Origin of the sequence: Emticicia sp. (genome assembly GCF_049241225.1) — a bacterium.
Lineage (GTDB): Bacteria > Bacteroidota > Bacteroidia > Cytophagales > Spirosomataceae > Emticicia.
Genome location: NZ_JBMLRC010000409.1, coordinates 13,020 through 26,018 on the forward strand (window position 1 = coordinate 13,020; position 12,999 = coordinate 26,018).

The following is a 12,999-nucleotide window of genomic DNA, read 5'->3' on the forward strand; positions in this document are numbered from 1 at the left end:
AATTCCGAAATTTACTTTGCATCTGAAAATTTTAGTGTTGTTGAAAAGGAAACTATTTCAACTAATTTAATAGTTGATGTTTTCAATATAGAAAATGATTCTCCAAAACTTATTTTCCAAGATTTAAATTCACAATTGATTGGTCCTTATCAATTAAAAAATATTGCGGGAGTCATTCAATCTATAATGATATTACGCGACTTATCATTTACCATTTCTAATGATGCAATTTCGGAAGGAATCTCAGGAGTAGTTACTTTAACTTCACTGAAAGGTAGATGGCAAATTTTATCAGAGAAACCGTTGACTATTTGTGATACTGGACACAATGAACATGGTTTGAAAATTGTACTTGATCAAATCAAGAAGTTAAATGTCAAGCAGAAATATTTTATTCTTGGTTTTGTAAAGGATAAAAACGTTGACGAAATCCTGGAATTATTTCCTAAAGATGGGATTTATTGTTTTTGTCAAGCAAACACACCTCGTTCACTGGCCTCTGAGAATTTGATAAAAATAGCTGAGTCGCACGGAATATCAGGATATTCAATTCTCAGCGTGAATGATTCTTTGAAGTTTATTCAAGAAAAGGCTCAAAAAGATGATTTAATTTATATTGGTGGCAGCACTTTTGTTGTTGCTGAGTTAGATAAATTATAGACTAATATGTATTATACATAATAAAGGATCTATATTATATTAAATAATAATACATATAATACTTTTTATAATATAATATTAATAGAAAGTTTATTCATACTAAATAGTTGATAATCAATAATTTATAAATAAAGTAGGAGAGTGGCAAGAAGAAAACTACCAAGATTTCAGTATAATGCTGAATCTGAAAATGTTGTCGAAAGAGGAAAAGAGCTCTATACGACTATCAAAGGACAGTGGCGAGAAAAATATTTTAAAAATTCAAATCCCATTGTTCTCGAATTAGCATGTGGTAAGGGTGAATATACTACAGGTTTAGCAAAAGAGTTTCCTGATAAAAATTTTATTGGAATTGATATAAAAGGCGACCGAATTGCTCGTGGAAGTAAACGTGCTAATGATTGGGGATTGACCAATGTTGCTTTTTTGAGGACTTCAATGGCTTTTTTAGAAGAGTTTTTTGAAGATAACGAAGTTGATGAGATTTGGTTGATTCATCCAGACCCACAACCAAGAGATAAAGAAGAACGAAAGAGGCTTACGAACAGTCGATACTTGGGACTATACAAGAAAATTCTTAAAAATGATGGTGACTTTTTCTTTAAAACAGATAATTATCCATTGTTTGAATATTCGCTGGAGACCATCCCAGCTGCAGGGTTTGAGGTTTTGAGACAAACAACTGATTTATATACTTCACCACTATTGGTTGAGCACTATGGTATCGAAACTCATTACGAGCGTTTATTCGTTGCTCAAGGCTATAAAATTAATTACTTAGCATCGAAAAATAGAAAATAGATTTTAAAAAGGGGCTTAAAAGCCCCTTTTTAATTGAAATATTATTTAGAAATCAAAGTTGCAAAATACTTTACAGTTCTTACAAGTTGACTTACATAACTCATTTCGTTGTCATACCAGCTTACCGTTTTAACAAGTTGTTTGTCACCTACTGTTACAACCTTAGTTTGAGTAGCGTCGAATAAGCTACCAAAAGTTGTTCCGATGATGTCAGAACTTACGATTTCGTCTGTATTATAACCAAAACTTTCAGTTGCAGCAGCTTGCATTGCAGCATTTACTTCATCAAGTGTTACTGTTTTTTCTAAAATACAGGTTAATTCTGTTAAACTACCAGTGATAGTTGGTACACGTTGAGCACCACCATCTAATTTACCTTTTAATTCTGGTAATACTAAACCAATTGCCTTAGCAGCTCCAGTACTATTTGGAATAATATTAGCCGCCGCTGCTCTCGCTCTTCTCAAATCACCTTTAGCATGTGGAGCATCCAATGTATTTTGGTCATTTGTATAAGCGTGAACTGTTGTCATGCTACCAGCGATAATTCCGAAGCTATCATTTAAAACTTTAGCCATTGGAGCTAAACAGTTAGTTGTACAGCTTGCACAGCTAATAATGGTTTCACTGCCATCTAAAATACTGTGGTTGACATTAAAGACGATTGTTTTTAAATCACCAGTTGCAGGTGCACTGATAATTACTCTTTTTGCTCCAGCAGTTAGGTGTGCAGCAGCTTTATCTTTATCAGTAAAAAAACCTGTACATTCTAAAACTACATCAACATCATGCTCAGCCCATGGAATATCCGCAGGATTACGTTGAGCATAGATTCTGATTTCATCACCATTTACGATAATACTATTTTCTGTAGACGTAACCGTAGCGTTAAATCTGCCTTGAGCACTATCATACTTTAAAAGGTGTGCAAGTGTTGAAGGGCTTGTTAAGTCATTAATTGCGACTACATCAATACCTTCCATGTTATAAATTTGACGATACGCTAATTTACCGATACGTCCGAATCCATTAATTGCTACTTTAACTTTTGACATTTACGTAAAATTTTGGTTTAAGTAATACGCTGCAAGTTAATAAAATTATGGGAAAGTATAAAGAAATATGCAAAACTTAGAAGAATTATAATTACTAAATAAAAACGAATACTAATCTATTTAGTATTAATTACTAATTTATTAATTGAAATTTAGTATTAAATACTAATATATTTAGCATTTAAAATAGATAAAATTGCTTATGAACTCTGAATAAACTGTCTTTTATGCTGATCAAATAGTGTATTATGTTTAATTATTACGCTTTTTAAAGCGGGCTAGGGGAGATATTCATTGCCAATAATTTCTTTACACGATAGGCTTGTTTTTTATTTCTTTCATTCCTATCTTTGATTACTATTAAAAGAAGGACCCTCTATGGTAAAGTTACCTAGGTGCCAAATATTATTCTTCTTAAAAAAATACAATAACATAAAACCAAACATATCCTTAAAAAATACTTAAATAACAATCGTAAATACTTGACTATAAGCAAATTAGGCCAATAAAGGTGAACAATTAATTTACATATAATTTAAACAATGAATCTAAAGGAAATTATCGAACAAGCATGGGATAACCGTGAGTTATTAAAAGAACAAAATACGCAAGAAACAATAAAGCAAATTGTCGATTTAGTCGATAAAGGAGAATTAAGAGTGGCAGAGCCTTCTGCAGACGGCTGGGTTACTAATGATTGGGTAAAGAAAGCAATCATCCTCTACTTCCCAATGCAACAAATGTCTGTACAAGAAGTGGGTATATTTGAATACCACGATAAAATGAAGCTTAAAACCGGTTACGATGCTTTAGGAGTTCGTGTTGTACCTCCAGCGGTTGCTCGTTATGGAGCTTTTTTAGCAAAAGGCGTTATCATGATGCCTTCTTATGTAAATATTGGAGCATACGTAGATAGTGGTACTATGGTAGATACATGGGCAACCGTTGGAAGCTGTGCCCAAATCGGTAAAGACGTTCACCTAAGTGGCGGCGTAGGTATCGGTGGAGTGTTAGAACCACCACAAGCTTCTCCGGTTATTATTGAAGATGGAGCATTTATTGGTTCAAGATGTATTGTTGTAGAAGGTGCCAGAGTTGGTAAAAGAGCAGTTTTAGGTGCTGGTGTAACAATTACAGGTAGCTCTAAGATTATCGACGTAAACACAGGAACTGAATATATTGGCTATGTACCTGAAAATTCGGTTGTAATTCCTGGAATGCTACCTAAAAAATATCCAGCTGGAGAGTTTGGTGTTCCGTGTGCGTTGATTATCGGCCAAAGAAAAGCAAGTACAGACCTTAAAACTTCGTTAAATGAAGCTTTGAGAGAAAATAATGTGTCTGTTTAATCAGCAAATAAATACCTAAATTCACAAAAACGCCCATTCAGGATTCTTGAATGGGCGTTTTTGTGAATAAATCCTCCACTTGTTGAACACGTTTAAAAGAACCTCCTCAAAATCTTTATTTTAGCTATTTTTAAGCACTTTAGGAACCTCCACACGCTGGGTGTGATAAATTCCCTTATGACCGCTAAAATAATACGCTAAAACGCACGAAATAGCGTAGTACAATAAATATTCCCCACCAAATAATTCTACTCCCAAAATTATACTTGCTAGTGGTGTGTTAGTAGCAGCAGCAAACACTGCAATAAAGCCTAATCCCGCAAATAAGTCGATTGGAGCACCCAATAAAGCCGCTATTGAGTTACCCAGTGTTGCACCAATGAAAAACAATGGTGTCACTTCTCCACCTTTAAAACCCATACTCAATGTTATAGCTGTAAGAAGTAGTTTCAATAGCCAGCTAAAAGTATCTACTTTACTTCCAAAAGCGGATACAATACTTATTCCAATTCCGTTTTGAGTATTCACTCCAAGCCCCAGATAATCATCAGTGTTTAGCATACAGCTTATCAACAATACTAATCCTCCGCCAACTACCGGAATTAATAAACTTTGTTTGATATATTTGCTGGCAGTTGATTTTATTAACTCCGAAAGTCTAATGAACAACAACGCTGCCAATCCAAATGCAATTCCAGCTGCAAAAGCTTTCAGCAACAAACTCAAATTCAAGTTTAGACTCACAGACCCAATTAATGTGTGAGCATCCTGATAGTTAATATGATAATGTGTATGACTTATCCCACAAGCAGAGCAGACCAAATCAGCGAGAATTGAAGCATACACGCATGGCAATAAAGCCTCATATTTTATTCTCCCAACTGTAAGCACTTCCATCGCAAATATTGCTCCTGCTATTGGAGTTCCAAATACAGCTCCAAAGCCTGCTGCAATGCCGCTCATGAGCAATATGCTATTATCAACTTTTTTGAGATTTAGGAGTCTTGAAAAATAAGAAGCAATACTACCTCCAATCTGTACTGCAGTTCCTTCACGGCCAGCCGAACCTCCAAACAAATGCGTAAGTACAGTTGTAGCGATTATCAATGGAGTCATGCGAATAGAAACTCCATTATCGGTACTTTCGTTTATCTCCTCTATTATCAGATTATTCCCAGCTTCAGTACCCTTACCAAAATGCTTGTATAGCAACACAATGAATACCCCAGCCAAAGGCAAAAAATAAATCAACCAAATATTATTCCACCTAAGATGTGTAACAGCATCAAGCAACCAAAGGAAAAATGCAACTACAAGGCCAGATATAATTGCCACAGGCGTAACCAACAAAAGACCTCTTAGCTGTTGTTTAGCTATGTCCAGTTGATCAATAGAAAATAATTTTTTGTCTATACTCATGATGTTTACTCTTCTGCGTAGGGGAGATGTTTATTTAAGCATAAAAAATTTTGTTGCGAATGCGTTGGGTTTTAAAGATGGCGAATGCGTCAGTTTTTTTAAAATGTTTTTTTGATGGTTTAAATAATTTCTTGCCTCAATCAAGAATCTCTGAATCTCTCAGAAATTATTTTTTGCGAATCCGAAGGTAAATATCCAACTCTCACAAGACACTGATATTCTCAAAATTAAGTAGAAAAAATAAAAAGACCGACAAAATGTCTTATCACTTAGCAATCCAGACCTTAGTAAAATAAAAAACTCCCACCTCAGAAAGACAGGAGTTTATGACGATTGAATCCCAAATTGTGGTATTGCTACCCTCAATGTAAACCTTTTACTTAAATTTTTCTTAAAATTCTCGTTAATTAGAAAAGCAACGTAAGTCGATAATTTTTTAATTTATATAGAAAAGCACTTGTTATCATTTTCTTGTTTCTGTTTACAAATATAAAATAAAGATTTCATTATGCAAAACATTTGTTAAAAAATTTACTTATGTTATGAAATCAATAAAATCCACGGATAGTTATTAAATAGGTCAACTGAAACATTTGCATTCAATTTTTCGCCCGCCCCAATCAAATTACGATGTTCAATAGTACCACTCACAAATAGATAAAACCCAAAGCTATCATGACACATAAATGACTTATAATCAATGAGTTAATTTTTGTAAACAGCATGTAAACAGCATGTAAACAGCCAATACTACACAACTATTTACAATCCTAAAAATATATTTACAAAAGTATTTGGTTTGCATTGTTAAACTATTTATATTTGTAACATGATCGGTTTATAATTGTAACTATTTACTATTTTATACTGTTTCATTATGTAAAATTCATGATTTAACTTTGTAACAAAATGAACCTCAACGAAAAAATCAGACGCTTCATAAGTGAGAAAGATTTGACATCAACCAAGTTTGCTGACGAGATAGGTGTGCCTCGTCCGAGTATTTCACACATTTTATCGGATAGAAACAAGCCAAGTCTCGAAATTGTACAGAAAATGTACCGTAGATACCCAGAATTAGGTTTCAACTGGTTTTTAGAAGATGATGATGTTGCTATAAAAACAACCCCTCAACCCACTAATAATCAGGCACTTACGAGCATTAAACGCCCTGAGTATTCTCCACGAGAATCGAATGAAAGAAAATCTCCCGAGCTGAATCCTGTACAACAAAATCTGAATCCTGCCATTTTGTCAAATTTCAGCCACGGTAGTATTGCCCGCATCATGGTTGTTTTTACTGACGGAACAATCCAGGAATTTAAGAACAACTAAAAAATATTATTCCCAAATTGAGATTCATTAAAAATTAACTGGACAGCCAAAACACATATCGTTTGTTTTGGCTGTTTTTTTTTCCTCCACCATCCAACATATTATACTCTTCTTTTTCAAATCAAATTTATTCCATTACCTTTGTATTGAATTACGGTGCTATCGGCATAATCTTCTTTTGTGCTTTTAGCTTAATAGGGAATCTCGTCCAGCAGCAATGCTCCAACCGAGAACTGTCCCCGCAACTGTAAACCTCTTCAGAACTTTTTGTTCTGAAAACTGATTGCCTTGTCTATGGCATACTTAGCTTTACCACTGCTTTTGAATTGAGCGGGAAGGTGTTGCAATCAGTGAGGTGAGTCAGGAGACCTGCCGTAATTTACGTGTATCATTTGCTTTCGGAGGAAAAGCAATGCTGCGAATCATAATAAAAATCCTTGTTTTTTTATTTGTCGAATAGCATCGGCTGGCTGACTTATTGGTCTTTGATTGATGCTTTTTGCACAAAACTTTTATTCATTTTCTGATGCAAAATCCATCAAACGCTGCACTACGGCGTATCAAAAAAATGGTTAGTTATCGCCCAAAAAACATTCAAAAAATGTTGCTTTTAGGCTGGGGACTGAGCATATCAGTAGGAGCATTTTCACAACAAAATTTGCCGACAGATTGTAAAGATTGTCAGCAGTTGAGTGAAGTTCAAGTATTCGGATTTTCCACCGAAAAGTTCATGGCTGGTCTTAAAGTTCAGAAAATTGACTCCATCAATTTGGCTCGATTTCAGTATCAAAACCTTTCCGAATTTTTACAATTTCAGGCACCAATTGCTCTCAAATCTTACGGCTCTGGGCAGCTCACAACCATATCATTTCGTGGCACTTCAGCAAACCACACGGCAGTTTTATGGAACGGTTTGAATATCAATTCACCGACCGTCGGACTATCAGATTTATCTACTATTCCACTGATGGGCTTTGACCAAATGGCTATTCAATACGGTTCATCGGCAAGTTGTGTAGGTAGCGATGCTGTTGGTGGAAGCATATTACTTAGCTCTGTACCTAACTGGAATAACAAAGGCATTAATGCTATTATTGGCGGACAATACGGGAGTTTTAGAAGTGGAAATTTGAATGCTGGTACACGTTTCAGTAAATCATTTCAAAAGGGTTCGTTAAGTGGAAAAACCTTATTTTATGGCGGAAACATCAGAAATTTCAATGGTAAAATTGCTCCAGTAGATGCTGTAAGAACCGACAATAACGGAAGAGAATATTCAATTGAACCTTCGGAGACAACCCAAAAAGGATTCGTACAGGATTTATATTTTAGATTTAATACGAATAAACCATCGTCATATCGACTTATTTACCTGAATGCTTGGCTTACCGATAATAAACTAACCATTCAGCCAAATATCGTTGATTTTAGAGAAATTACTCAGACACAGGCCTATCGTATTATCACAGGCACTCAACTTGACAATACTTCTGTAAAGTTGGGCTTTATCAGAGATATTTTAGATTACGGCAAAGGTGACTTCCAAAATCCAAGCCATGCCTCAACTGATAGATACATCATTCGAACCGAACACGACTTTATTAGCCATAAAACAACTGCAAAGCAGAATGGTCTGATCGTCAGAACTGGGGGCGAATTCGTTCATTATGCCACCAGAGTTGACGGTTATGGGCCTGCAATTATCCATGAAAATAGGGGCGATGCCTACGCACTTATTCGTAAAGCATTTCATTTTAATGGAAAAACAAATAAGCTCATAACAACTTTAAACCTTCGACAAGCTTTTTCAAGTCGATACAAAGCACCATTTACACCCGCATTTGGATTAAATTATAATCTTTTTACGAATAAAATCAGTCAATTAGATTTCTTGGGCAATGTTGCTCGTAGTTATCGACTTCCTACATTGAACGAACGTTATTGGAAAGTTCTGGGTAATCCTGCTATTCAACCCGAAAACGGATTCAATAAAGAGATTGGATTTGATTACAAACAATTACATGGGCAGTACTTCAAATCTTCTATTTCGATAAATGCTTTTCATAACTTAATTGATAACTGGACGTACTGGAACCCAGAAAAAAATTACAGGGTTGAAAACCTCCAACAGGTCTTGAGTAAAGGTTTAGAAATAAACTCATCATTAAAATACAATGACTTCCTACAACTACGCTCTGCGGGCTTAATTTTAGCTTATTCATTGACTCATGCTTCGCAACAAAAGGTGTATGATGTTTACGCCCAAGACCTCATCGGTAAGCAACTGATTTATGTACCTCGCCATGCAGTTTCAGGTAGTATTTATTACGGTCAAAAACTATGGAATATAAGCCTTCAAGGCAGCTTTAATTCTACTCGATATTTTACCTTCGACCACTCTGGTCAGCCTTTTCCGCCATACTTTATCCTCAACACAACTTTTACACACAAAATCAAAATTATGTCTCAAGATGCCAACTTGATTTTTCAAGCTAATAATCTTACAAACACAGTTTATCCCAACGTCAAACGCAACGCTATGCCTGGCATCAATTTTCAGGTAGCGGCAGTGTTTAATTTTCATCAGTAATTCACACACTTTATATAAAATAATTATTCACAGAAAATTGCGGTAGGTCCGCCCAAAGAAAATGTTAGACAATTTTTTATCAACACGCACATTCAGAAATCTTAGTTTGATTTCACTAACGACACTCGCACTTAGCTCTTGCGAGAAAACAGAAAGCACTCCCACCCAGCCTTATGATGAAGGCGTATTTGTAATTAATGAAGGTAACTTTAGCAGTAATAACGGAACAGTTTCATTGATTAGCCGCAATAGTAAAACCGCCACATTAGATGTATTTATGAAGGAGAATAACAAATCGCTTGCTGGTGGTGTAGCGGGCTACGGAGAAGTAGATGATAAAGGATTAATATTGGTAGATAACTCAACGGCAGGAAAAGATTTGGTTGAAGTAGTCAATGCTCGAACTTTCAAATCAATCGCTACCATCAAGACCGACATTGAAAATCCGAGAGATGTTGCTAAAGTAGGTACTAACAAAGCATACATTACTTGCTTCGGTACAAATGCCGACTACAAATATAAAACAAGCTATGTAGCCGTAGTAGATTTAGTGAGCAACACCGTGACCAAGAAAATCCCAATCAGCAATGCTTGTGAAAGTATCATTGTTGTAGGGAACTCTGCCTATCTTGGTTCAATCTATGATGGCTCAACGTTCATCACAATTCTTGATATTCAAAAAGATGAAATTTCAAGTACTGTCCAAGTAGGAAGACATCCTGGTTTTTTTAGTTTAGATGCTTCCAATAAAATTTGGATGACTGCTGGTCCTAACCTTGTACTATTTAATCCTGTTACAAAAAGTATTGAAACTACAATTAAAGCAGGAAGTGACGCAACTAAAAATCCAAGTAATTTATCTATTAGCGACGACAAAAAGACTTTGTTTTATTCATACAATAGAACTGTTGTTGCACTTGATATCGCAAGCCAAACACAAAAGACTATTATCAATCGCTCTTTTGCCTCGGTAGGTTTCGACAAAAAAAGTGGTCAAGTTTATGCAAGTATAATTCCATCATACGTTCAAGCTGGTTATGTTTTCAGATACCAAACATCTGGAACACTAATCGATTCAGTAAAAACTGAGATAGCTCCAAGCGGATTCTATTTTAAATAAACTCAAATTTTAAGTTACCGATTTTTACAAAACACAAAAAAGGAGGAAGGTGACTTTCTTCTTTTTTGCGTTTTATGACTACACAAATTGCCTATATTTTTGTCTAAATCTGACTAATTCTTCTCTCAAACAACAGTTTCTGCCAATGCGAGATATTTCCATCCAATTTATAAGCAAAGTAGCCCTCATTTTTACCGCCATAAACACGCTTAAAACAACCTCAACATACTCAGTAAGGTATCTTATCATTTCACAAAAATTCAACCCTTTAAAACGCCTCTTTTTCAAGCACTCAAACAACTAACTTTAAGTTTTTATTATACTATTTATACTGATTTATATTGTTGTGACATATATTTAGTTATATACTAACAATACTTTTTATTAATTAATTTATTACATAACATTTTAATGCATATATACTTTTTATTAATTATTATAATTTTTATTAAAAATAAACATATTGTATTTTTAATAATAAATGAAAAAATAAAACTATTTATTTATATGGATTTTTTATTACATTATAAATAAAATATACTATTTAAAATAATCATTAAAATAGAACATTTATAGCTATATATAAATTTATATGATTTAAAAGTATTAAATTATATATAATTATATTTTGATTGATATTTTCTTATTTTAAAATACTGTGGATAAAATTAATTACATTGATATTGTTGATATATTTTATTTGCCATATATTGCGGGTAAATATTATTCTTTCATATCCAATGATTATTAGCGTAGTTAACAACAAAGGCGGGGTAGGTAAAACCACTTCAACTCAAAACTTAGGAGCGGCGTTTCAGAAATTTGCAGGAGCGAGGGTATTGTTCATTGACCTCGATGGGCAAGCAAGTTTAACCCGTTGCTTCGGAGTACAAGAGGCTCAAGTAGGGAGAAATCATGTAGGCAATTATCTGACTGGCGAACTAGCGTTTGATACCGTAGCCATTGAAACTCCTATTGGTGATTTATTGCCAAGCTCGGCCGAACTTAATTCTAAAGAAGATACCATTAAGGCATCGCCAGTATTCCCATTCAACTTAAAACTATTACTCGATAAGGTAAAGAAAAATTATGAGTTTATCATGATTGATTGTCCACCGACACTTTCGGGTATGACTCGTATTGCTCTCATTGCTTGCGATATGTACTTGGTTCCACTTCAAGCCGAATTTTTGAGTTATGAGGGTTTACGAAATTTCTTGATTTATTCTTCAGAGCTACAACAGATTAGTCCAAATACTCATTTAGGTGGTGTTTTTGCTACTCGATACAACCCAAAGATAAACAAGAAACTCAGCAATGATTTGATAGAAGCAACCAAACAACAATTGGGTGATAAATTTTTCAAGACAACAATCCGTGACAATATTGCGGTTTCGGAAGCACAAGCTAATGGAACAGATATCTTTTCATATTCTCCGGATAGTAATGGTGCAATGGATTACTACAATCTTACTAAGGAAATCTTAGCAAGCTTAAAACAACAGTAATCTAAGAAAACGTAATAAGTTAATGGACTTAAAGTAAAAAATAAATAAAATGGCAAAAAATAAAAACTTCACCTTTGAAAGCTTGGTGCCAACTGGAAAGGCAACAGAAAATGTTGCTACCAACCCGGCCAATAACATATTAAATGCAATTCAAGATTCTGGGCCTTCAACTAAAGTAACTTTCGATTGCCCGAATGAACTGGTTGAACAAATGAAAGACTATGGATATTGGGAAGGGATGTCTCAGAAAGATATAATCATTGAAGCTCTTGGAGTATTCTTTGAAGACAAAAAAATAAAAGAACGCCCGGAGAAAGTAAAGATGCGTAAGAAAGTTGGACGTAAACCCAAAGCTTTAAAGGCATTTATGAGCTAAATTCAATTGAGCTTAGAATCGAATATTTATAACTTCTTAAAAATAAGCTTAATCTGAAATATAGAGAGCACGGTATCATCTGAAATGGAGCTTTTGCCATTGCAATTAGATACCGTGCTCTTTTTGCAGAATAATCGTTTGTTAGAGTAAATAATCAATATTTCGATAGGGGACTCAATTCCTTTAAAACGGATATTCACAAGTATTCGATACTTTTCCACAAATGTTCCACGTGGATTTTTCTGCATTTGTGGATTTTATTTTCCGAAAACCATACATTTGAATGTTTTCAAAGTCAGTTATCAACACACAGAAATTCTCATAACTAATTGATTGTTAATTATTTGTAAATTCTCTTTATACAATTCATTAGAATAATTTTATGATATCCATTGAGAATTTTATATATATTCTCATTCTTTCAAATCTAAAGTTATGATATTCCGTATTGAAAGTTTTTTGCTTAAAACGTTGGTAAAGACTTTAAACTGGCCAAAAATGCCATTTTTGAGCTTTCTGAGAATTTGATATTCATGCACAATGTATCAGATAAAATTTTTTATTCAATTCTCAGAAAGGATAAAAGGAGTCACTAACACAGTTGATACATAATTTCTACGCAGAAATAATTATACGAGAGTGGTGAGATGTAAGTATAGTCAAGGAAGTAAGAATAGTGAAGGCGAGAGGGAAACAAAGTGAATAGAGAGCCGAGTGTGTGAGTAGGAATACAGTAAACTATTATAACATATATACTTAATAGATATAAATCTATATATAAATATT

At 34.2% G+C, this 12,999-nt stretch carries 10 protein-coding genes and 1 riboswitch; of the genes, 8 read left to right on the top strand and 2 right to left on the bottom strand.

Annotation, left to right across the window (positions count from 1 at the left end):
* Together ACOVO2_RS21235 and trmB are read left to right on the top strand one after the other, a co-directional pair.
* A partial coding sequence (locus ACOVO2_RS21235; RefSeq protein WP_421771911.1) for a glutamate ligase domain-containing protein occupies positions 1 to 660 on the top strand: 660 nt, incomplete at its 5' end.
* 141 nt (positions 661 to 801) lie between these two features.
* On the top strand, positions 802 to 1,461 hold the full coding sequence (trmB, locus tag ACOVO2_RS21240) for a tRNA (guanosine(46)-N7)-methyltransferase TrmB (RefSeq protein WP_421771912.1): 660 nt from the start codon (positions 802 to 804) through the stop codon (positions 1,459 to 1,461).
* A gap of 41 nt (positions 1,462 to 1,502) precedes the next feature.
* Here trmB and gap read toward each other — a convergent pair whose 3' ends face one another.
* Positions 1,503 to 2,516, bottom strand: a complete 1,014-nt coding sequence (gap, locus tag ACOVO2_RS21245) for a type I glyceraldehyde-3-phosphate dehydrogenase (protein WP_421771913.1) — start codon at positions 2,514 to 2,516, stop codon at positions 1,503 to 1,505.
* Between the two features lie 542 nt (positions 2,517 to 3,058).
* On the opposite strand from gap, the gene ACOVO2_RS21250 reads away from it, so the two are divergent.
* Positions 3,059 to 3,865: a 2,3,4,5-tetrahydropyridine-2,6-dicarboxylate N-succinyltransferase gene (locus ACOVO2_RS21250; protein WP_421771914.1), complete on the top strand. Its 807-nt coding sequence runs from the start codon at positions 3,059 to 3,061 to the stop codon at positions 3,863 to 3,865.
* Between the two features lie 120 nt (positions 3,866 to 3,985).
* Here the strand turns inward: ACOVO2_RS21250 and ACOVO2_RS21255 are convergent, their stop codons facing one another.
* Positions 3,986 to 5,284 (bottom strand): voltage-gated chloride channel family protein, encoded by a 1,299-nt coding sequence (locus ACOVO2_RS21255; RefSeq protein ID WP_421771915.1) that lies wholly within the window; start codon positions 5,282 to 5,284, stop codon positions 3,986 to 3,988.
* A gap of 909 nt (positions 5,285 to 6,193) precedes the next feature.
* Here ACOVO2_RS21255 and ACOVO2_RS21260 point away from each other — a divergent pair.
* From ACOVO2_RS21260 to ACOVO2_RS21280, 5 genes are all read left to right on the top strand, one after another.
* Positions 6,194 to 6,619 carry a helix-turn-helix transcriptional regulator gene (locus ACOVO2_RS21260; protein ID WP_421771916.1) on the top strand — a complete coding sequence of 142 codons (426 nt, stop codon included), beginning with the start codon at positions 6,194 to 6,196 and terminating at the stop codon, positions 6,617 to 6,619.
* Positions 6,620 to 6,756: 137 nt separating this feature from the next.
* Positions 6,757 to 7,010: riboswitch (cobalamin riboswitch) on the top strand.
* Positions 7,011 to 7,220: 210 nt separating this feature from the next.
* On the top strand, positions 7,221 to 9,209 hold the full coding sequence (locus ACOVO2_RS21265; protein WP_421771917.1) for a TonB-dependent receptor plug domain-containing protein: 1,989 nt from the start codon (positions 7,221 to 7,223) through the stop codon (positions 9,207 to 9,209).
* A 61-nt stretch (positions 9,210 to 9,270) separates the two neighbouring features.
* Positions 9,271 to 10,329 (top strand): DUF5074 domain-containing protein, encoded by a 1,059-nt coding sequence (locus ACOVO2_RS21270; protein ID WP_421771918.1) that lies wholly within the window; start codon positions 9,271 to 9,273, stop codon positions 10,327 to 10,329.
* 740 nt (positions 10,330 to 11,069) lie between these two features.
* Positions 11,070 to 11,837, top strand: coding sequence for a ParA family protein (locus ACOVO2_RS21275; protein WP_421771919.1), 768 nt, complete (start codon positions 11,070 to 11,072; stop codon positions 11,835 to 11,837).
* A gap of 49 nt (positions 11,838 to 11,886) precedes the next feature.
* On the top strand, positions 11,887 to 12,213 hold the full coding sequence (locus ACOVO2_RS21280) for a hypothetical protein (protein ID WP_421771920.1): 327 nt from the start codon (positions 11,887 to 11,889) through the stop codon (positions 12,211 to 12,213).
* Positions 12,214 to 12,999: the final 786 nt, after the last annotated feature.